Below are 19,922 nucleotides of genomic sequence, written 5' to 3'. Positions count from 1 at the left end.
GTGGGGACCTCCGGCAACGAAGAGTTAGCGAACGGCGTGCCAGGAATGAGGCGCCGTCGTTCCCTCCCGCGCCGCGGGTTTCGCCTCGGCGCAGGCGGGAGGGAGGCCGGCAGGTTTTGCCGGCAGGGGCGATTCCTGCCGGGTCGCCGCGAAGGAAGGGGTCGATCGCATGGTGAAGATCGTCGGGCTCGGTTCGCCGCCTGTGCTGCAGCCTCGGCCCGTCGGGCGGAGTGCGGCCGGCGGCCGGTTCCGCGTTGCCGTCGAGCCGGGGGTGGAGGAGAGCCGCGAGGCGGCGCCGGTCGAGAGCGTCAGCATCGCGCCCTCCCTGCTTGCCATCCAGGAGAGCCTCGAGGCGGCGGAACGCGATGCGCGGGTGAAGCGGAGAGCGGAGGCGATGCTCGACGAGCTGGGCGCCATCCAGCTCGGCCTGCTCACCGGGCGTCTGTCCGAGTCGCGGCTGACGGCGCTCGCCAAACTCGCGCGTGAGGGGGAGAAGGCGGCGGATCCGCGGCTTGCCGCCATCGCCGAGGAGGTCGAGGTGCGCGCGGCGGTGGAGCTTGCTCGCCTCGAACGGGCGCGCGGGTCGGGGGACTGAAGTCAAAACCGTTGTTTTCCAACGCGTTGGGCGGAGCGGGGGCGGCTTGGCGGGGCGGGGGGCCGTGAGTATAGTCCGCGCGCCTTCGCCCCCCCGGGCTTGTCTGTCGCGAACAGGAACGAGCGATGATCGTCACGTTGCCGCCGGACTATCGCCCCTCGGAAGACGAAGAGTTCATGAACCCGATGCAGCTCGAGTACTTCCGGCAGAAGCTGTTGCGGTGGCGTGCTGAACTTCTTCGTGAGGCCGACGAGACCCTGTCCAGCCTGCAGAATGGCGGGTTGCAGGAACCGGATTTGACCGACCGCGCCTCGATCGAGACTGACCGCGCGCTCGAGCTGCGCACCCGCGACCGCGCGCGCAAGCTGATCGGCAAGATCGACGCCGCGCTGGAGCGGATCGAGAACGGCACCTACGGCTACTGCGAGGAGACGGGCGAGCCGATCAGCCTGAAGCGGCTGGAGGCCCGGCCGATCGCCACCCTCTCCATCGAGGCGCAGGAGCGGCACGAGCGGATGGAGAAGACCCACCGCGACGACTGAGCGGTCGTCTCCGGCGCCATCGCGCTTCCGTTTTCGGTGCGGCGATCGGCGACACGCGGTGCCGAATGGTCACCGGCCAGTGCAGCGGGCGGCGCGCATCGCCTCGTGGGTTCCCTGCGACCCGGCGGCCCTCCCCGTCAGAACGGCAGGATGATGTCGAGCAGCTGCTGGCCGTAGCGCGGCTGCTGCACGTCGCTGATCATGCCGCGCCCGCCATAGGCGATGCGGGCCTCCGCCATCCGGTCGTGGCGGACGGTGTTGTCGGAGGCGATGTCCTGCGGCCGGATCACGCCCTGGATGGCGAGCTCGCGCAGCTCGTTGTTCACCCGCACCTCCTGCCGCCCCGACAGCACCAGGTTGCCGTTGGGCAGCACCTGCGTGACGACCGCGGCCACGCGAAGCGTGACGGTCTCGCTGCGGTCGATCTTGCCCGATCCGGTCGAGCTGCCGGTTGAGTTGGCGCGCACGAGTTCGGCCGGGTTCACCGTGTTGGGCAGGATCCGGGTGAGGCTCGATTCGAGGCCGAGCAAGGCGGGCAGCCCCATCGATTCGCCGTTGTTGCGGCTGCGTGTGGAGCTGTTCTCGAGCTGCGCCTCGTCGCGGATGGAAACGAGCACGGTGACGATGTCGCCGACCTGCGCCGCCCGCTGGTCCTTGAAGAAGGCGCGCGCTCCCGGTCGCCAGAGGCTGTTCGCGGTGCGCACCGGCTCCTGTGGGGCAGGCATGGGCAGCGAGACCGGGCGCCAGTCGGGCCGCGCGGTCGGGTTCTCGATCGCCGACAGCTGGGGCCCGCGGCCGATCTCGGACAACCGCTGCGGTGCATTGCAGCCGACGAGCGCCAGCGCCGAAGCGAGAAGGAGAAGACGAAGCCCGATCATCGCGACAGCTCCGCGCGGGTGTGGGGACGAGGGGGAGAGGTCGGGCGCGAGAGGGGCAGCGAGCCGGGCGCGACGGCGACCCGGCCTGGGCCGAGAACCTTCGCCTCAACCACGGCACGGCTCGCCAGGTTCATCACCTGGATCACGTCGCCCGGCGCGCCGTCCTCCAGTGCCCGGCCCTGCGCGGTGACGACAAGCCCCGGCAGGGAGACGCTCATCGTCACCGCGCTGTTGCGCGCGACCACCGCCCGCCCGCCGAGATCGGCAGCCAGGATCGGCGCCCCGGCCGCCACCGGCCGCTGCACGATGCGGCCGCGCAGGCGGGTTTCGTCGACGATCGCCTCCTCCGGCACCCGATCGAGCGGCAGCGCGACCTGACGCAGATCGGTGGCCTGGATGGTCGCGCCGGGCGCAAGACGGCGCGCCGCCACCGGCACGGTGATGGTGCGTGCCGCGACCCGCCCGCTCAACCGCGTCCGCAGCGGCGGCTCGCCGGCCGCGACCACGGCGAGCGTGGCGGTGAACCGTCCCGTCGCCGGGTCGAGCTGGAGATCCTCGGCGACCACCCGGAGGTCGGCGGCGAGCGGCACCATCGGCGGGGCGTAGGGAGCGAGCTCGATCTCCCGCTCCCGCTCCACCCCGAGCGCGTCGCGCAGGGCGACCAGCACCGCCTCGCGCGACAGGGCCCGGCCGGGCCGCTCGACCACGGTCGGTCCGCCGCCGGCGAAGCGCAGGCCCTGGCTGCGGGCGATCGCGGCCAGTTGCTGCGGCGGCACCACGTAGCGGCTGCCCGGCGCCGGGGCGGGGCCGAGCGGCCGTTCGGCGCCGGCGCCGACACCCTCGAACAGGTCGCCGAGCCTGACCACAGGACCCGCCACCTCGGCATGGGCCCGCGCCACCACCTCGGCGGCGGCGGCCGGAGCGGCGAGCAGGAGGGGGAGGGCGAGCAGCAGCGCACGCATCGCGGGCCTCAGCGCAGGCGGGTGAGGGTGGAGAGCATCTCGTCCGAGGCGGTGATCACCTTCGAGTTCATCTCGTAGGCGCGCTGGGCGGTGATCAGCGCGGTGATCTCGGACACCACGTTGACATTGGAGGTCTCGATGAAGCCCTGCAGCACGTTGCCGAAGCCCGGTGAACCGGGCACGCCGACCTGAGGCTGGCCGGAGGCGGGCGTCTCCAGCAGCAGGTTGTCGCCGATCGCCTCGAGCCCCGCCTCGTTGGCGAAGATGGCGAGCGTGATCTGGCCGACGTTCAGCGGTTGGATCTGCCCATCGAGCTTCACCAGTACCTCGCCGTTGGCGTTGATCGTCACGTCGCGCGCCGCCTGCGGGATCACCACCCCGGGCAGCAGGCGGAAGCCGTCGGCGGTGACGATCTCGCCCTCCGGAGAGAGGCCGAAGGTGCCGTCGCGGGTGTAGGCCTCCTGGCCGTTCGGCAGTTCGATGCGGAAGTAGCCCGGGCCGCGGATCGCGAGATCGAAGCGGTTCTCCGTGTTCTGCAGGTTGCCCTGCTCGTGGATGCGGTAGACGGCGGCGGTCTTCACGCCGAGGCCCAACTGCACGCCCGCCGGCACGATGGTTCCGGTATCCGAACTCGTCGAACCGACCCGGCGCAGGTTCTGGTAGATCAGGTCCTGGAACTCGGCACGGCGGCGCTTGAAGCCCGTCGTGTTCATGTTGGCGATGTTGTTCGAGATCACCTCGACATTGGTCTGCTGCGCGAGCATCCCGGTCGCGGCGATGTGGAGCGAGCGCATCGGGTTGGGCCTCCGGAGGTGGATCAGCTTCTGCGGCGCGTCAGCCGTTCGATCGCCTGGGCGCGGCGTTCGCCTTCCTGCTCGACGAGCTGGGTGGTGAACTGGAACTCCCGCAGCTGCGTCATCAGCGTGACGAGCTCGACCACCGGCTCGACGTTCGCCTCCTCCACCATGCCTTGCGCGATCTTCGGCTCGGCCACCGGCACGGGGGCCTCCTCCGCGGCGTACAGATTGGCGCCTTCCGCCTTCAGCGCCTGCGGATCCTCGAAGCGGACGACGCGCAACCGCCCGATCGGGCCGTTCTCCGTGCTCACCGTGCCGTCGGGGGCGATGCTGATGCGCACGTCGGTCGGCGCGACGACGATCGGCGCCCCGGCCTCCGACAGCACAGGCGAGCCGTCCGAGCCGACGAGGCGCCCCTCGGGGTCGATGGCGAGGCGACCATTGCGGCCATAGCGTTCGCCGCGGTCGGTGGCGAAGACGAGGAAGCCCTCGGCGCCGAGCGCGATGTCGAGCGGGTTCTCCGTCTTCTGCATCGCCGCCGGCGAGAAGTCGCGGTGCGTGCCGCGGTCCTGCACGAACTGGACGGGCCGGGCGCCGATCGGTTGCGTCACGCGGTGCTGGGTGACGAGGTAGTCGCTGAACAGCATGCGTGAGGCCTTGAAGCCGGGCGTATTCGCGTTGGCGATGTTGTGCGCCGTCATCTCCGTCTGCCGCTGCAGGGCGACCAGGCGCGAGAGGCCGACATAGGTCGTGGTGTCCATCGGACGGTCCGCCGTTGCGGTTACGATCGCATCGAGAGCAGCAACGCGCGTGCCACGGCTTGGAGCGGCTGAAACCGTGCCCCTTCCGAAGTGCGCACCGCCGGCCGGGCAAAGCCTGCCGGGCAAAGCCGGCCAGGCGACCGTCCGTGCTCCGCGGCTTCAGCTTTCCTTAACCGGCCGTGGTGCAGATGCATGTCTGCGGCCGCGCACGTCGCGGCCGGTTCGGCGAACGGGGTCGGGCGCATGGCATCGGGTGCGACGGCGGAGGCGGCAGACGGGGGCGACGCGGCAGGCGGGGCCGGCAAGCGCAAGCTCATCCTGCTCGCCGCCCCGCTGGTTCTGCTCGCTGCCGGCGCCGGGGCCTGGTTCTCCGGCCTGCTGCCCGGCCTGCTCGGCCTCGGCGCTCCGCCGGAGGAGGCGGCACCGGCTGCGCCGAAGCGCGCCGTGTTCGCGATGCCGGATATCATCGTCAACCTCTCCGTGCCGCCCGGGCGCCGTCCGTCGTACCTGAAGGTCGCCATCCGGCTGGAAATCGCGGATGAGCGGGATCTGCCGCACGTGCAGGCGAACCTGCCGCGGCTGCAGGACCTGTTCACCACCTACCTGCGCGAACTCCGCCCCGAGGAGCTTCGCGGCTCCGCCGGCACACACCGCTTGCGCGAGGAGCTGATGGCGCGCGCCACCCTTGCGGTGGCGCCGGCGCAGGTCACCGACGTGCTGTTCGTCGAGATGCTGGTGCAGTGAGCGGGGGTCGGCGATGAGCGAACCGACCGACAGCACTCAAACCGACGACGATGCCCTCGCCGCCGCCTGGGGCGAGGCGCTCGCTGCCGAAGGCGGGGAGTCGCAGGCAGCACCGGATGCCGCGCGCGTGCTCAATCAGGCCGAGATCGACAGCCTGCTCGGTTTCGACTCCGGTCCATCCGCCGAGGTCGAGCTTTCGGGCATCCAGCGCATCATTCAGCAGGGGCTCGTCACCTACGAGCGCCTGCCGATGCTCGAGATCGTGTTCGATCGGCTGGTGCGCATCATGAGCACCTCCTTGCGCAACTTCACCTCGGACAACGTCGAGGTCTCGATCGACAACATCGTCAGCCTGCGTTTCGGCGATTATCTGAACTCAATCCCGCTGCCCGCCATGCTCGCCGTCTTCAAGGCCGAGGAATGGGACAACTACGGGCTGATGATGATCGATTCGGCGATGATCTATTCCATCGTCGATGTCCTGCTCGGCGGCCGCCGCGGCACGGCACCGATGCGCATCGAAGGCCGCCCCTACACGACGATCGAGCGCACCCTCGTCGAGCGCATGATCCACGTCGTGCTCGCCGACCTGTCGCAGGCCTTCGATCCGCTCTGCCCGGTGAACTTCCGCTTCGAGCGGCTGGAGACCAACCCCCGCTTCGCCGTCGTCTCCCGCCTCGCCAATGCCGCTGTGGTGGCCAAGTTGCGCGTGGAGATGGAGGATCGCGGCGGCAAGATCGAACTGCTGTTGCCTTACGCGACGCTCGAGCCTGTGCGCGAACTGCTCCTGCAGCAGTTCATGGGCGAGAAGTTCGGGCGCGACAGCATCTGGGAAACCCACCTCGCCGAGGAGCTGTGGGAGACCGAAATCGAGATCTCCGCCGTGCTCGACGAGCAGTGGCTGAAGCTTTCCCAGATCCTCTCCTGGCAGGTCGGCAGCCGCCTCGTGCTGAACGCGACCCCCGACAGCCTGGTCAGCCTGCGCTGCGGCAATGTCCCTCTCTTTGAGGGGCGGATGGGACGGCGCAATGGCCGCATGGCGATCGGCATCGAGCGTGACCTGTTGCGCCGGCAGGGGCGCGGCTATGCGGAGGGGCGTGGTTGATGATCACGACGGCGCAATGGGCGCTCGAAATCCTTCTCGCCGTGCTGCTCCTTCTCACGCTGTGGTACGCGATCCGGCTCGAACGTCGGCTCGGCGTGCTGCGGCGCGACAAGGCAGCGCTGGAGCAACTGATCGCCGGCTTCAATGAGGCGACCGCCCGCGCCGACACGGCGATCGTGCGGCTGCGCGGCGCGGCCGAGGATGCAGGCGCGCGGGTGGCGCAGCAGATCGAGGCGGCGGAACGTCTGCGGTCGGACCTGCAGTATCTGGTCGAGCGGGCGGAAACCCTGGCCGACCGGCTCGATGTGCGCGTGCGTGAGGCGCGGGGTCTTGCCCAGTCGGAGCACCGTTCCCCGCTCAGGGCGGTTCCCGACCCGGGCGAGCCGGCGCGCGTGCGCAGCCAGGCGGAACGCGATCTGCTGCAGGCGTTGAGGTTCGGCCGATGACCGAAACGAAGCGTATGAACGCGGCCAACACTCGGCTCGGCATCCGGCTGCGGGTGCTGCCGTTCGTGATCGTGACCGCGGCGTCGCTGCTCGCGGTCCGGGTGATCGGCCTTGCCGTGAGGGCTCCTGCACCGGACGCCGCGACGCCGGCTGTGGCAAGCCTGCCGATGGTTCCAGTCGCGCAGGCCGCCCGTGCCCAGGCCCCTTCAGCACCGCCGCAGCCGACGACGGGCGGCACGGCCCAGCCGCCCGCCGAATCGCCGGCGCAGCGCGAGGGGGTTCGTGAGGGAGCGAGCCTCGGCGAACTCGCCGTGCTCGAGGACCTGCGACGCCGTCGCCTCGCGCTCGAGGAGCGGGAGCGAGCGCTGGCCGAGCGCGAGGCGCTGGTGATCGCGGCCGAACGGCGGCTCGCCGCGCGGATCGAGGAGATCGCCGCCCTGCAGCGGAGCCTCGAGGCGCAGGATCGCGCCGCACGCGAGCGCGAGGAGGCAGGCTGGCGCGGTCTCGTGCGCATCTACGAGCAGATGCGGCCGCGCGACGCCGCGCGAATTTTCAACGAACTCGAAATGGGTGTGCTGATAGAGGTCGTATCCCGCATGCGTGAACGCCTCGCAGCCCCGATCCTCGCCGGCATGGAGCCGGAGAAGGCGAAGGCGCTGACGGCGGAACTCGCGCAGCGTCGAACGCGACCGGGCGGCGAGGCGGCGAGCGGCGGCTGAAGGGCTGCGCGCCGCTCAACCGAGCGAGGCGAGAGGAGAGACCGAAGGCGATGGACAAGAACATCAACGTCCTGATCGTGGACGACTACAAGACGATGCTTCGCATCATCCGCAACCTGCTGCGCCAGCTCGATTTCAACAATGTGGACGAGGCGACCGACGGCGCGCAGGCCTTGTCCATGCTGCGCGCCGGCAATTACGGGCTGGTGATCTCGGACTGGAACATGCAGCCGATGACCGGGCTGCAGCTCCTGCAGGAAATCCGCGCCGACGCCAAGCTGAAGCACCTGCCCTTCATCATGGTCACGGCGGAGAGCAAGACGGAGAACGTCATCGCCGCCAAGCAGGCGGGCGTGTCGAACTATATCGTCAAGCCCTTCAACGCCGAGACGCTGAAGGAGAAGATCGAGAAGGTCCTCGTCCATGCTTGAGGTGTCGAAGGAGGCGATCTTCGACCGGATCGGCAATCGGCTGGAGGAGATCCGGCAGCGGCATCGCGAGGCGACGTCGCCGGAGGCGGTGGCGGACATCGTGGTGCAGGTCCTGTCAACGATGCGCGGGGACCTCTCCGGTCCGGAGGCGGCGCTGCTTGCCGAGGTGGAGCAGATCGGCCGCACCATCGCCGCCGCCAAGCGCGAGATCGCGGCCCTGCGGGTCGAGGACATCAAGCAGGCTTTCATCCCCTCCGCCACCGACGAGCTCGATGCGATCGTCGAGGCGACGGCGAAGGCCACCCACGAGATCCTCGACAGCTGCGAGGCCCTGGAGGGAGCGCTGTCCGTCCTGGAAGGCGCGGCCGCCGAGGCGGCGCAGTCCGCCGTCACGCGGATCTATGAGGCCTGCAGTTTCCAGGACATCACTGGGCAGCGCATCACCAAGGTCGTGCGCACCCTGAAGTCGATCGAGGAGCGGATCGAGCGCATCGTCGCCACCTTCTCCGAGCGGCTTCCGGTGGCCGACGCGCCGGCGCCCGAGGTGCCCACGCCGATGCAGGATCCGGCGGCGTCGCTGCTCAATGGGCCGCAACTGCCCGGCAACGGCGTCGATCAGGCCGAGATCGATCGCCTGCTCGCGAGCTTCGACTGATGCGCCTCCTGTCCGCGCTCATGGTGGCGCTTGCGGCGCTGACCTGGCCTGCAGCGGCGGCGGACGAGGTGGCGCTGCGGGTTGGGGCGCATCCCGGCTTCGGCCGGGTGGTGTTCGAGTGGCCGGCCGCGGTCGGCTACACCGTCGTGCGTGAACCGGGCCGGGTTCGGGTGGTGTTCGATCGGCCGGGAAGCTTCGGGCAGCCCGCGCTGCCGCGCGTCCTGCCACCGCCCATTCTCGGGGTCCAGGCTCAAGGCGAGGAGGCCGTCATTCTGGTGGCCGAGGGGGCGACCGCCCGCCATTACCGGCTTGATCGCCGGATTGTGGTCGATGTGTCGCCCGCTGCGCAGTCCTCCAGCGTCGCTTCCGCCGCCGCTGCCCAGGCTGCTGCCGCCTTGCCGTTGCCGCCGCCCTGGCCAGGGGTGGCGAGCGACCATCGAAGCGATCCATCGGATCCTGCCGCCACTCCGGCCGGGCGCCCCCCGGCGACCGCGGTGGAGACGGCCGCCATCCGCCCGGAGCCGGCAGCGGCGCCACCGCAAGCTCCTTCAGCGGAATCGAGCATTCGGGGCGACCAGGCGGAGCGATCCGTCGTTCCGACGGAGCTCCGCGCACCGCAGGCCGACGGGGGACTGACCCGGGCCGCCGGAGCAGCCTCACAGGCCTCGGGCCGCTCCCCCGGCGCCGGGCAACCGGTTTCGTTGCTGGTGCGCCCGCTGCCCGATCGGAGCATGCCCGCGATGCTACTTCCGTTCCCGGCGGAGACGGGCTTCGCCGCGTTCCGGCGTGCGGGCGCCTTGTGGGTCGTCGCCGACGAAGCGAGGCCGCTCGATCTGCGCGGTCTGCGGGGGCACCCGACCTTCGGCGAAGCGGAGGTGACGGTCACGGCGACCGCCACCTTGCTCAGGTTGCCGAGCGCCGGCGTGTCGAGCGTTCGCGTGACGCGCAGTCACGACGGTTTCGAGTTGACGCTGGGTGCTGCCGAGCCGGCTACGGGGTCAATCAGGGTAGAGGTCGGCCGCGACGGCGACCGGACCGATTTGCGTCTTCGCGTCAACGGGGCCCATCGCGTGCTGCGGCTGACGGATCCCGAAACGGGGGAGAGGCTTCTCGTCGGCACGCTGGTCGGTGAGGGCGCGGCGATCGGGGTGGGACGGTCGGGTCCCGAGTTCACGTTGCTGCCGAGCGAACGCGGCGTCGTCGTTCTCGCCTGGTCGGAGGCCGTGCAGATGCGACCCACGGCGGACGGGTTTCGAATCGAGGCGACGCCGCAGGTTCCGGACGGACTCGCCCTGACGCGCCTTGCCGGCAGCCCGGATTTCGCGATCGCGTCGCGGGCGCCGACCCGCTCCTTCGACCTGCCCGCGCTTCCCGCGGAAGCCTTGGCCGAACGCCTGAGACTCCTTCGAGCCGAGGTCGCGGCGGCCCCGCCGCTGGCCCGATCCCGTCCGCGTTTGCTTCTTGCCGAAACGATGCTCGCCGCCGGTCTGGGTGCGGAGGCGCATGCGCTGCTCCTGCTCGCGGCGGCGGAAGATCCGCTCTTGGCCGTCTCACCCCGCTGGAAGGCATTGACTGGTGCAGCCGCGTTGTTGGCGTCACGGCTGGCCGACGCGCGTGGCCTGCTGTTCGACGCCGCCATTCCGGAGACGGACGAACTGTCGCTGTGGCGTACGTGGCTTGCCCACGAGGAGGGCGCGTCGCCGACCGACACCGCGCCCCGCTTCGCCGCCGTGGCCCCGCTGATTCCCGCCTATCCGCGTGACCTGTCGCGCCGAGTTGCCCCCTTGGCCGTCGAGGCCATGCTTGAGGGAGGCGAGGTCGCCGTCGCGCAGGCCCTGCTTCGCCACTTCGCCGACTGGCCCGAACTGACGCTCGCGCGGGCGATGCTCCATGAGCAGCTGCGCGAGGTCGACCGGGCGTTGGAAGCGTATTCTCATGCTGCGTCCGTGCGTGATCGGCGCCAGCGCGCGCGGGCGCTGTTGCGGGCAACGGAACTTGCCCTGCGCCAGGGGCGTATCGGCGTTGCCGAGGCGGCAGCCAGGCTCGAGCCGCTGCTCTACGCGTGGCGCGGCGATGCCTGGGAGCGCACCCTCCGTCTCCGTGCCGCTGACCTGCGGGCGCAGGCGGGCGACTGGCCCGGTGCGATGGCGCTGCTGCGGGAGACCGCCGAACTGTTCCCGGAGGCGGCGGCGCCGGCACGGGAGCGTTTGTCGGCGGCCTTTGCGTCACTGTTCCGGGACGGGGCGGCGGAGGGTCTGCCGCCCAGTCAGGCGATCACGTTGTTCGAGGAAAACCTCGACCTCCTGCCTGCCGGCCCGGCCGGCGATGAGATGGTGGCACGGTTCGCTGATCGACTTGTTGCTTACGACCTGACGGCGCGCGCCTCTGCCGTGCTGGCGCGACTGATGGAACGGCAGTCCGAACAGAGCCTGGATCGTGCCCGAACCGGCCTTCGGCTGGCGCGCCTCCGGCTGGAGGATGGGGATCCCGCCGGCGCGCTGGCTGCCTTGGAGGCCAGTGAACCGGCACGATCGGTCGCCGGCCTGAGCGAGGAACGGGCTCTCGTCCGGGCGCGCGCGCTCGCGGCGACGGGGGCGACGAGGGAAGCGCGCGACATCCTGCGCGGACTCACGCACCCCGCGGCCCGGGAGCTCGAAGCCGAGATGGCCTCTGCGGCGGGAGACTGGGCGGAGGTGGCCTCTGCGCTGACCGCGATGCTGCGCGAGGTGGCTCCGGCCGGCGCGCGGCTCGACGCGGCACAGCGCCGCGTGGTGTTGCGGGCTGCGGTGGCTGCGACGCTGGCGGAGGACCAGACGCGCATGCGGTGGCTGCGCGAAACCTACGGCCCCGTCATGGCGGACGGTGCGCTCTCGGAACCATTCCGCCTCCTTCTGGCGGATGGCGCCGAGTCTTCGGGCAACGCACGCCAACTGGCCGCCGAGCTTCAGCTCGCGCGCTCGGTCCAGCGCAGCCTCGCCGGCGGCTCGAGCATGACCCGAAACTGACGCGGACCAGCCGCGCGTGCCGCGGCGCGATTTGGTCTTGCATCGCGGGGGGTCTTGCCCCAGATAGCGCGGCCTGACCGCGCCCGCTGGTCATCTGCTGGTTGGAAAGGGGTTCGCCATGAACGCTCTCACCCGACTGGGGATGGTCTCGGACCCTCCGAGCAATGCCCAGACGATCGATCACCCCGAGGCATCCGGCTCGGAGGAACGGAAGGACTATTTCGTCGAGCGCAACGGCCTGCGCTTCGCTGGCACGCACCTGCTGCTCGACCTGTGGGGTGCCTCCGGTCTCGACGACCCGGAAGCGATCGAGCGCGCGCTGCGCGAGGCGGCGGTCGCCGCCGGGGCGACGATCCTGCATGGCCACTTCCATCACTTCTCGCCCAACGGCGGCGTGTCAGGCGTGCTGGTGCTCGCTGAGAGCCACATTTCGATCCACACTTGGCCTGAGCGGGACTTCGCCGCGATCGACATCTTCATGTGCGGCGCCTGCGATCCCTACGCCTCCATTCCCGCCCTGAAGAAGGCGTTCCGGCCGGAGCGAATCCTGCTCGGCGAACAGCGGCGGGGCCTCGTCGGCTGAGCCGTACGTCGGCGTCGGACGGCTGAGCGGGCCGGTCGTCCGACGACGCGCCGCCGACGCCAACCGGCGGAGCCCAGGGCCGCCCGTGCTCCGAAACGATCCGCCACCGCAAGCAGCCATGACCAACGCCGACATCTGGCTGAACGAGACCCTTCACCCGAACTGGGGGCAGCGTTTCCTCATCGTGCGGGAGATCGCGCGCGAAACGTCACCCTACCAGAAGATCGTCATCATCGAGACGGCGTCGCACGGGCGGGTCCTCGTCCTCGATGGCGTCGTCCAGATCACGGAAGCGGACGAGTTCGTCTACCAGGAAATGCTGGTACACGTGCCGCTGATCGCGCATGGCGCGCCGCGTCGTGTGCTGATCATCGGGGCCGGCGACGGCGGCGTCTTGCGGCGGGTGCTGCAGCACCCGAGCGTCGAGCGCGCGGTCATGGTCGAGATCGATGAAGCGGTGATCAGGCTGTGCCGGCAGCACATGCCCATGATCGGCGGCGAGTGCTGGTCCGACCCCCGCGCCGAGGTGGTCATCGGCGATGGCATCGCATTCGTGCGCGAAGCGCCCGAAGCGAGCTTCGATGCCATCATCGTCGACAGCACGGATCCGATCGGGGTTGGCGAAGTTCTCTTCACCGACGCCTTCTACGCCGATTGCGCGCGGATCCTCACACCTGGCGGGGTGGTGGTCAACCAATGTGGGGTGCCGTTCATGCAGGCCGATGAGCTGCGCGAAACCAGCCTTCGGCGTGCCCGCGCATTCAGCGACGTCTCGGCCTATGTCGCCGCCGTGCCGACCTACGTGGGCGGACTCATGACGCTCGGCTGGGCATCGAACCGGCCGGGCTTGCGCCATCTCGGGGTGGAGGAGGTGGCCCGGCGGGCGGAAGCGGCCGGCATCCTCGGCAAGACTCGGTACTGGACTCCCGCTGTGCACGTCGCTTCGTTCGCTCTGCCGCCGTACATCGCGGAGCTGTTGCCCGGCTGACGCGGCCGGGTTCGGCGCCGCCGGGCAGCCCCCGCGCGAGCCGACACGTCGCATTTCGCCAACCCAACGAGCCCTGAGACGCCCTCTCAGGTGCCGGTGAAGCTCTGCGCGAGGCTGCCCGAAACCAGTCGCCAGCCGTCGATCAGCACGAAGAAGATCAGCTTGAACGGCAGGCTCACCACTGTCGGCGGCAGCATCATCATGCCGAGGCTCATCAGGACGGACGCGACGACAAGGTCGATGATCAGGAACGGCACGAACAGGAGGAAACCGATCTCGAAGGCGCGACGCAGTTCGCCCACCAGGAAAGCCGGGACCAGCACCCGCCACGGGGCCGTTTGCGGGTTTTCCGGTGGCGGCAAGTTCGCGAGGTCGAGGAAGAGCGCCAAATCCTCCGCCCGCAGATTGGCGAGCATGAAGGTGCGGAACGGCTCAGCCGCCCGTCGCAAGCCCTCGATCTCGTCGATCCGTCCTTCGCTCATCGGCAGGATGCCGGCGGTCCACGCGGCATCGAACACCGGCTGCATCACGAAGAAGGTGAGGAAGAGGGCAAGGCCGATGAGGACCGTGTTGGGCGGTGTGCCTTGCGTGCCGAGGGCAGCGCGCAGGAGCGACAGCACGATCACGATGCGGGCGAACGCCGTGATCATCACCAGCAACGAAGGGGCCAGGCTGAGGAGGGCGATCAACGCCGACAGCTGAATGATCCGGCCGGCAGTCTGGGCGTCGCCGACCTCGCCGAGATCGACCGTGATCGACTGCGCCATGCCGGGCTCGCCGGCCGCCAGCGCTGCGAGCAGGACGCCGATGCCGACGAGGGCGTTGCGCATCGTCACGCCTCCCGTCCCGCCAGGGAGCAGACGACGAGATCGTTCGGACCGCCGACGAGGAGCACGACCTCGGTGCCGTCGCAGCGCGCCAGCAGGAGGCGTCGCCGCGAATCGAGAGGGAGGGTCTCGATGATGGACAGCCGGCGCCCCTGTCGCGGCCCGGCACCAAGACCCAGGCGCGCCGCCAGCCGGCCGCTCAGCAGCACGGCAAGCAGGGTGACCGCCAACGCGGCGATCGCCCAAGGAAGGGAGGAGAGGGGGTCTGTCATCGCATCCGGCCTTCTGCCGCGGGGAGGGCTGATCAGGGTGGCGAACGATGGACGAGGGCGGACTCCAAGGCAGCCACCTCGTCGAGAAGTCGGGCGAGCGGCGCGACCAGATCGCGACCGAGCCGACGCGGCAGGCTCACCGCGTCCGCGCACAGGTCCGACACTTCGCGATCCAGCCCTTCGAGATCGATGGCAACGCCCGCGTCGACGAGAGCACGCGCGACCGACACGGTGGACCGCATGGTCTCGACCACCATTTCGATCATGGCGGCACGTGCCGTCTCGTCGTCTTCATTCATGCGGTTGCACCTGGCCAGCTGCGGTCCGACCGCCGAGGTGGCGGGCGGCGCTCACGTGTTGAGGGTGCTGCGCCGGGCTTTGAAAAACTCTTAAGCGCCCGGACGTTTCGGCGCTTTACGCGTTGTTAAGCGTGCAGCCTGCAGGGTCTGGTGGCTGGGGCGGTCGCGGAGAGCAGGCCGAACCGCAAGGAGGCGCCGATGGACCCTGGAAAGCTGCCGCTGTTCCGGCTTGCCGAACAGAGACTCGCTTGGCTTGACCGGCGGCAGGAAGTGCTCGCGCAAAACATCGCCAACGCCGATACCCCAGGCTACGCTGCGCGCGACGTCCAGCCATTCGCGCGCTTCCTCGCGCGAGCGGGGGCAATGGCGCCGTTGCGGACGCATCCGCAGCATCTCCCAATCACCGTGTCGGCGGCACCCGCTGCCCGTGCCGAGCGGCTGGCGGCGGAGCGCACGCCGGTCGGGAACGCGGTGCAGATCGAACGCGAGCTGATGAAGGTGGCGGAGACGGAGACGCACCACTCCCTCACACTCGGGCTCTATCGCGGGTTCGCGGGTCTGTTGCGGACGGCGCTCGGCCGGTCGGGGTGAGCGGCCCGCGCGGTGCGGAAACCGCTCGGAAAGGTTTGCCGGCTAACGTTCGCCGTAACCGGCGGATGCCGGCACGGAGGGTGGCATGGACCTGTTCAAGGCGCTCAAGGTCTCGGCGGCGGGAATGGATGCGCAGGCGATGCGGCTGCGCGTGGTCGCCGAGAACTTGGCCAATCGCGATACGACGGCGAGCACGCCGGGCGGCGATCCCTACCGGCGCAAGACGGTGACGTTCCAGTCACGGCTCGATCGCTCGCTTGGGGTCGAGACGGTGCGCGTGCAGCGGGTGGGGCGCGACGAGAGCCCGTTCGGCACGCGCTTCGATCCCGGGCATCCGGCAGCTGACGAACGCGGTTACGTCAAGACCCCCAACGTCAACTCTTTCATCGAGCTGATGGACATGCGCGAGGCCCAGCGTTCCTACTCCGCCAATCTGTCCGTCCTCGAAGTGACGCGGGGCATGCTGACCCGCGCGATCGAACTGCTGCGCTGACCGCCGGAGGGCTGGCGATGGCAACGGTGAGCACCGCCGCAGCCGCCGCGCGCTACGCGGCGGCGGCATCTGCCGCCACCGGCGAGACCGGCGCTACGCCGGTTCCAGGGCCGGAGGCGGTCGGGTTCGGCCAAGTGCTCGAGAACGCGCTTGCGGCCACCGTGCGCAGCGTGAAGGAGGCCGATGCGAAAGCGATGCAGGCGGTGGCCGGTGCGGCGGACATCACCGACGTCGTGACGGCCGTGGCACGGGCGGAGTTGGCGCTGCAGACAACCGTCGCGATCCGTGACCGCGTCATCCAGGCCTATCAGGAGGTGATGCGGATGCCGATCTGACTGTGGCCGGCGCACGGGTCACCCTTCGGCTGACCGCTGCGCGCCAGGTCACGATCGGTTCGTTCGCCGTGCGGTCGAGGAACGAGAGAGAGCCCAGGAGGGGCGCGGATGACCGATAGCGACGCGATCCTGCTGATCCGCGAAAGCCTTGCCGTGACGCTGCTGGTCGGCGGGCCGCTAATGCTGACCGCGCTCGTGGTCGGGCTCGTCGTCTCGCTCCTGCAGGCACTCACCCAGGTGAATGAGGCCTCGCTGATCTTCGTGCCGAAACTGCTGGCCGTGGCGGGGGTCGCCGCGCTGGTGGCTCCGTTTCTCGGCCGCACGCTGGGCGATTTCGCCCGATTGTTGTTCGATCGCATCGTTGCCGTCGGCGGGGGGTGAGCGGTGGTGACGGAGGGGCTGCCGCTGCCGGACTTGCTGCCTGCCTGGACGTTTTCGTTCCTGCTCGTCGTCTGTCGCGTCGGGACAGCGATCGCGCTGCTGCCCGGTCTAGGCGAACCCGAGTTGCCGGTGACGGTGAAGGTGGCGCTCGCCCTCGCCATCTCCGCCCTGCTCTGGCCTCCCCTGGTGCAGGCGCTGCCCCCACCAGCCGACACGGTCGCGCAAGCCATGCGCCTGGTGGTCGGTGAATGCCTCGTTGGGCTGTGGCTGGGGCTGCTTGCGCGCATTGCCGTCCTCTCGCTCGCCATGGCGGCGCAGTACCTCGGCCTCCTGCTCGGGCTTTCCAGCGCGATGCTGTTCGACCCGTCCTTCGGCCCGACGGGCACGGCGCTGTCGCGGCTGATCGGCCTCGGTGGGATCGTGGTGCTGTTCGCGACCGGGCTGCACGTGGTGCCGATCGCGGCCCTGGGCGGATCCTATCGCCTCTTCCCGGCCGGCGGGGTCGTTCCGACGGAGGCGGCGGTGGAGAGCGTGGTCGCCGCCACGGCGTCCTCCATCGCGCTCGCCTTTGCGCTCGCCGGGCCCTTCGTGCTCGCCTCCGTGGTGTTTCAGCTCGCGCTCGGCTTGCTGTCACGGCTGGTGCCGCAGATGCAGGTCTATTTCGTCGCCTTGCCGCTGCAGCTGGCCGGCGGGCTTGCTCTGCTCGCCGCGCTCGCGGGCACGATGACAGGGGTGTGGCTCGAGGCCGTGCGGGGGCTGCTTGGCGGCCTGCCGGGGCTGTGATCCGCCATGGCGGAAGACCACGAACCCTCCGGCGAGCGGACAGAGGCGCCGACACCGCGGCGGCTCGAAAAGGCGCGCGAGGAAGGTCAGGTCGCCGTCTCGAAGGACGTCGCAACCGCGGCCGCCCTCGCCGGGGCAACGGTCGGGCTCGCCCTCGTCGTTCCGTCCGCCGCCGGTTCCCTGTTCGCCGCTCTGCAGCCTCTCATCGAGCGGCCGCACGCGATCGACGCTGGCCTGTTCGGTCCCGCGCTCGAGGCCGCCGCCACGGGATCGCTGTTTGTCGTGCTCGGCGTCGCCCTGCTGGCGTTGCTTGCCGGCGCCGCTGCCACCGTGCTGCAGACCGGTTTTCTCGTCTCGGCCAAACCGCTTGCTCCCAAACTCTCCAAGATCAGCCCACTCGCGGGCGCGAAGCGGCTCGTCTCGCCGGAAAACCTGATGGAGTTCGTCAAGAGCCTGGCGAAGCTCGTCGTGCTCTCGGCGGTCGCCGCCTTCGTCTTGTGGGATGCTCCGTCGCGCTACGCGCGCGCGGTCGGGCTGGACGTGGGGCCCCTCCTTCGCCTGCTCGCCGCCGATTCGCTCAAGCTCGTCGTGGTGCTGCTCGCTGCCCTTGCGGTCGTGGGTGCCCTCGATCTGCTCTGGGCACGATACCGACACATCGAGCGGCTGCGGATGTCGCGCCAGGACATCAAGGAGGAGCTCAGGCAGAGCGACGGCGACCCAGAGGTGAAGGCGCGACTGAAGCGCATCCGGGCCGAGCGCGCGCGCAAACGGATGCTCGCGGCGGTGCCGCAGGCGACGGTGGTGGTGACCAACCCGACCCACTATGCGGTGGCGTTGAAATATGACCGCGTCAGCCAAGCCGCGCCCAAGGTCGTCGCCAAGGGCGTCGATCACTTGGCGGCCCGCATTCGCGCGGTCGCCGAGGAGAACCGGGTGCCGATCGTCTCCAACCCGCCGCTCGCGCGCGCCCTCTACACGGTGGAGCTCGATCGCGAGATCCCGGAGGAGCACTATGCGGCGGTGGCCGAGATCATCGCGTATGTCTGGCGCATGAAGGGGCTCGTGTCGCGCCATGCCGGCTGAGGGCGGCGGTCGGGTTGGGCTGATCGCGCGTCTCGTGGGTTCCGATGGCGGGGGATGGCGTCTCCTGTTCGAGGACTCGCCGATGGGGATTGCCATCGTCGATCGTGCCGGCAGGATCCTGCTCGCAAATCGGGCGGCGTACGCCTTGGCCGGTCACGTCGGTGCGCCGCCCCCGCCCGGCACGGCCCTGGCCGAGCTCTTCCATCCCGAGGATCGCGCCAAGTTGGAGACGGAGACGGCGCGGGCGTGCGGGGGCCTCGGGCCTCGGCTCGGTCTCGAACTGAGGCTGGCGGAACGGCGCGGCGCCGACGGCGCCGCCCTCGGCTGTTCGGTGGCGATGGTTGCGATCAGTCCGCTCGCCGAAGACGATGGCTCGATCTGCGGCGCGGTGGTGCGCATGACCGACATCACCCGCCACCGCGTCATCGAGACCCAGCTTGCGCAGAACCAGAAGATGCAGGCCGTCGGTCAGCTGGCCGGCGGCATCGCGCACGACTTCAACAACCTCCTCACGACCATCATCGCCGCGACGGATTTCTGCCTCGCTCGCCGCCCGCTGGATGAGGCGACCGAGGCCGACCTCCTGCACATCCGGCGCAGCGCCGAACGCGGCGCCGCACTCGTGCGCCAACTCCTCGCCTTCAGTCGGCGCCAGACGCTGCAGCCGAGGGTGCTTCGGCTCGCCGAAGCGATCGAGGACGTGGCCTCGCTGCTGCGCCGCCTGCTCGGCCACCGCGTGGTGCTGGAGCTCGATCTCGACCGCCCGGGCCCATTCGTCCGCGTCGATCCCGTCCAGTTCGACCAAGTGATCGTCAATCTCGCGCTGAATGCGCGCGACGCCATGCCGCAGGGGGGGGCGCTCGCGGTGCGCACGGCAACCCTCACCGTGTACCGACCGATGGTCCGCGGTCAGGAGGTCATTCCGCCGGGGCGGTACGCGGTGGTCGAGGTGGCGGACAACGGCATCGGCATTCCGCCGGACGTGCTGCCGCGGCTGTTCGAGCCGTTCTTCACCACCAAGAAGGACAGCGGCGGCACCGGCCTTGGCCTTGCCACGGTCTATGGCATCGTGCGCCAGACGGGCGGCTTCATCGCGGTCGACAGCAAGCAAGGGGAGGGTACGACCTTCCGCATCTACCTGCCGATCGCCAGCGGTGAGGACGCGCCGGCCGCGCCCGAGACACCTCGGCCGGCGAGCGTGCGCCACGTCTCGCTTCCGCAACCACCGGAGGCGGCCGCCGGCAGCGCGGCCGGCGAGCGCGGCACCGTGCTTCTGGTGGAAGACGAGGAGGGGGTTCGTCGCCTCACCGTGCGCGCGCTGGAGAACGCGGGCTGGCGCGTGCTGGTGGCACCCACGGGCGATATCGCGTTGCAGCTGCTCGCGCGCGAGCCCGAGCCGCCGCGCGTGGTGGTCACCGACTTCGTCCTGCCCGGCATGGACGGGGCGGAGGTGGTGCGCGCCGTGCGTGCGCTGCACCCGAGGGTGCCCGTCATCCTCGTCTCGGGCTATGCCGAAAGTGCCGCGCGCGAAGGCCTTCCCGACGCCGACCTTCGCTTCCTCGCCAAGCCGTTCACCTTCCGCCAGCTCCTCGAGGCGATCGAGCGATCGCTCGAAGCGGCGGGGTGACGGTGCTGCCAATGCGTCGG

General features: G+C 70.1%; 25 protein-coding genes. 18 read left to right on the top strand and 7 right to left on the bottom strand.

Going from position 1 to position 19,922, the window contains the following annotated elements; genetic code table 11:
• The first annotated feature begins 169 nt into the window (after positions 1 to 169).
• Positions 170 to 595, top strand: coding sequence for a flagellar assembly protein FliX (locus DWB05_RS03525; protein ID WP_114375085.1), 426 nt, complete (start codon positions 170 to 172; stop codon positions 593 to 595).
• A gap of 125 nt (positions 596 to 720) precedes the next feature.
• Entirely contained in the window at positions 721 to 1,137 is a 417-nt protein-coding gene (dksA, locus tag DWB05_RS03520) for an RNA polymerase-binding protein DksA (RefSeq protein ID WP_114375083.1), read from the top strand.
• A 137-nt stretch (positions 1,138 to 1,274) separates the two neighbouring features.
• On the opposite strand, the gene flgH is transcribed toward dksA, so the two are convergent.
• From flgH to flgF, 4 genes are read right to left on the bottom strand one after another with little or no spacing between them, the layout of a single operon-like run.
• The gene (gene flgH, locus DWB05_RS03515) at positions 1,275 to 2,015 is read right to left on the bottom strand and encodes a flagellar basal body L-ring protein FlgH (RefSeq protein ID WP_114375081.1); all 741 of its coding nucleotides are present in this window, start codon (positions 2,013 to 2,015) and stop codon (positions 1,275 to 1,277) included.
• On the bottom strand, positions 2,012 to 2,977 hold the full coding sequence (flgA, locus tag DWB05_RS03510; protein WP_114375079.1) for a flagellar basal body P-ring formation chaperone FlgA: 966 nt from the start codon (positions 2,975 to 2,977) through the stop codon (positions 2,012 to 2,014). The genes flgH and flgA overlap by 4 nt, the downstream gene beginning before the upstream one ends.
• Before the next feature lie 8 nt (positions 2,978 to 2,985).
• Positions 2,986 to 3,771 carry a flagellar basal-body rod protein FlgG gene (flgG, locus tag DWB05_RS03505; protein ID WP_114375076.1) on the bottom strand — a complete coding sequence of 262 codons (786 nt, stop codon included), beginning with the start codon at positions 3,769 to 3,771 and terminating at the stop codon, positions 2,986 to 2,988.
• A gap of 23 nt (positions 3,772 to 3,794) precedes the next feature.
• Positions 3,795 to 4,535, bottom strand: a complete 741-nt coding sequence (gene flgF, locus DWB05_RS03500; RefSeq protein WP_114375073.1) for a flagellar basal-body rod protein FlgF — start codon at positions 4,533 to 4,535, stop codon at positions 3,795 to 3,797.
• Positions 4,536 to 4,727: 192 nt separating this feature from the next.
• On the opposite strand from flgF, the gene DWB05_RS03495 reads away from it, so the two are divergent.
• From DWB05_RS03495 to speE, 9 genes are all read left to right on the top strand, one after another.
• Positions 4,728 to 5,279, top strand: coding sequence for a flagellar basal body-associated FliL family protein (locus tag DWB05_RS03495; protein ID WP_232818370.1), 552 nt, complete (start codon positions 4,728 to 4,730; stop codon positions 5,277 to 5,279).
• A 13-nt stretch (positions 5,280 to 5,292) separates the two neighbouring features.
• Positions 5,293 to 6,384 (top strand): flagellar motor switch protein FliM, encoded by a 1,092-nt coding sequence (gene fliM / locus DWB05_RS03490; protein ID WP_114375071.1) that lies wholly within the window; start codon positions 5,293 to 5,295, stop codon positions 6,382 to 6,384.
• Positions 6,384 to 6,830, top strand: a complete 447-nt coding sequence (locus DWB05_RS03485) for a DUF6468 domain-containing protein (protein WP_114375069.1) — start codon at positions 6,384 to 6,386, stop codon at positions 6,828 to 6,830. Before fliM ends, DWB05_RS03485 begins: the two co-directional genes overlap by 1 nt.
• Positions 6,827 to 7,549: a MotE family protein gene (locus DWB05_RS03480; RefSeq protein ID WP_157967064.1), complete on the top strand. Its 723-nt coding sequence runs from the start codon at positions 6,827 to 6,829 to the stop codon at positions 7,547 to 7,549. The genes DWB05_RS03485 and DWB05_RS03480 overlap by 4 nt, the downstream gene beginning before the upstream one ends.
• A gap of 50 nt (positions 7,550 to 7,599) precedes the next feature.
• On the top strand, positions 7,600 to 7,980 hold the full coding sequence (locus DWB05_RS03475; protein WP_114375065.1) for a chemotaxis response regulator CheY: 381 nt from the start codon (positions 7,600 to 7,602) through the stop codon (positions 7,978 to 7,980).
• Positions 7,973 to 8,635, top strand: a complete 663-nt coding sequence (locus tag DWB05_RS03470; RefSeq protein WP_114375063.1) for a protein phosphatase CheZ — start codon at positions 7,973 to 7,975, stop codon at positions 8,633 to 8,635. Before DWB05_RS03475 ends, DWB05_RS03470 begins: the two co-directional genes overlap by 8 nt.
• Positions 8,635 to 11,640, top strand: coding sequence for a hypothetical protein (locus DWB05_RS03465; protein ID WP_114375061.1), 3,006 nt, complete (start codon positions 8,635 to 8,637; stop codon positions 11,638 to 11,640). The genes DWB05_RS03470 and DWB05_RS03465 overlap by 1 nt, the downstream gene beginning before the upstream one ends.
• A gap of 118 nt (positions 11,641 to 11,758) precedes the next feature.
• Positions 11,759 to 12,223, top strand: a complete 465-nt coding sequence (speD, locus tag DWB05_RS03460; protein ID WP_114375059.1) for an adenosylmethionine decarboxylase — start codon at positions 11,759 to 11,761, stop codon at positions 12,221 to 12,223.
• Between the two features lie 118 nt (positions 12,224 to 12,341).
• Complete coding sequence (speE, locus tag DWB05_RS03455) at positions 12,342 to 13,211, top strand: polyamine aminopropyltransferase (protein WP_114375057.1); 870 nt, start codon at positions 12,342 to 12,344, stop codon at positions 13,209 to 13,211.
• Between the two features lie 86 nt (positions 13,212 to 13,297).
• On the opposite strand, the gene fliP is transcribed toward speE, so the two are convergent.
• Genes fliP through DWB05_RS03440 form a run of 3 tightly spaced genes read right to left on the bottom strand, consistent with a single transcriptional unit; the run spans position 13,298 to position 14,609 of the window.
• A complete protein-coding gene (gene fliP / locus DWB05_RS03450) occupies positions 13,298 to 14,041 on the bottom strand; it encodes a flagellar type III secretion system pore protein FliP (protein WP_114375055.1) in 744 nt (247 codons plus the stop codon).
• A 2-nt stretch (positions 14,042 to 14,043) separates the two neighbouring features.
• Positions 14,044 to 14,310 (bottom strand): flagellar biosynthetic protein FliO, encoded by a 267-nt coding sequence (locus tag DWB05_RS03445; RefSeq protein WP_114375053.1) that lies wholly within the window; start codon positions 14,308 to 14,310, stop codon positions 14,044 to 14,046.
• Between the two features lie 32 nt (positions 14,311 to 14,342).
• Positions 14,343 to 14,609 (bottom strand): hypothetical protein, encoded by a 267-nt coding sequence (locus DWB05_RS03440; protein ID WP_114375051.1) that lies wholly within the window; start codon positions 14,607 to 14,609, stop codon positions 14,343 to 14,345.
• A gap of 198 nt (positions 14,610 to 14,807) precedes the next feature.
• On the opposite strand from DWB05_RS03440, the gene DWB05_RS03435 reads away from it, so the two are divergent.
• The 7 genes from DWB05_RS03435 (at position 14,808) to DWB05_RS03405 (ending at position 19,902) form a co-directional block, all read left to right on the top strand.
• Positions 14,808 to 15,200 (top strand): flagellar basal body rod protein FlgB, encoded by a 393-nt coding sequence (locus DWB05_RS03435; protein WP_114375049.1) that lies wholly within the window; start codon positions 14,808 to 14,810, stop codon positions 15,198 to 15,200.
• A gap of 85 nt (positions 15,201 to 15,285) precedes the next feature.
• A complete protein-coding gene (flgC, locus tag DWB05_RS03430) occupies positions 15,286 to 15,693 on the top strand; it encodes a flagellar basal body rod protein FlgC (protein WP_114375047.1) in 408 nt (135 codons plus the stop codon).
• 17 nt (positions 15,694 to 15,710) lie between these two features.
• Positions 15,711 to 16,028 carry a flagellar hook-basal body complex protein FliE gene (gene fliE / locus DWB05_RS03425; RefSeq protein WP_114375045.1) on the top strand — a complete coding sequence of 106 codons (318 nt, stop codon included), beginning with the start codon at positions 15,711 to 15,713 and terminating at the stop codon, positions 16,026 to 16,028.
• 108 nt (positions 16,029 to 16,136) lie between these two features.
• Positions 16,137 to 16,409, top strand: a complete 273-nt coding sequence (locus DWB05_RS03420) for a flagellar biosynthetic protein FliQ (RefSeq protein ID WP_114375043.1) — start codon at positions 16,137 to 16,139, stop codon at positions 16,407 to 16,409.
• A 6-nt stretch (positions 16,410 to 16,415) separates the two neighbouring features.
• Positions 16,416 to 17,192 (top strand): flagellar biosynthetic protein FliR, encoded by a 777-nt coding sequence (locus tag DWB05_RS03415; RefSeq protein ID WP_157967063.1) that lies wholly within the window; start codon positions 16,416 to 16,418, stop codon positions 17,190 to 17,192.
• Positions 17,193 to 17,198: 6 nt separating this feature from the next.
• Positions 17,199 to 18,275, top strand: a complete 1,077-nt coding sequence (gene flhB, locus DWB05_RS03410) for a flagellar biosynthesis protein FlhB (RefSeq protein WP_114375039.1) — start codon at positions 17,199 to 17,201, stop codon at positions 18,273 to 18,275.
• Complete coding sequence (locus tag DWB05_RS03405) at positions 18,265 to 19,902, top strand: ATP-binding protein (RefSeq protein ID WP_114375037.1); 1,638 nt, start codon at positions 18,265 to 18,267, stop codon at positions 19,900 to 19,902. Before flhB ends, DWB05_RS03405 begins: the two co-directional genes overlap by 11 nt.
• Positions 19,903 to 19,922: the final 20 nt, after the last annotated feature.

This window comes from Elioraea thermophila (ex Habib et al. 2022), from assembly GCF_003336755.1.
Taxonomy (GTDB): Bacteria; Pseudomonadota; Alphaproteobacteria; order Acetobacterales; family Acetobacteraceae; genus Elioraea; species Elioraea thermophila.
Note: the sequence above shows the minus strand (reverse complement) of the source record. Positions and strands in the feature narration are given on the sequence as shown.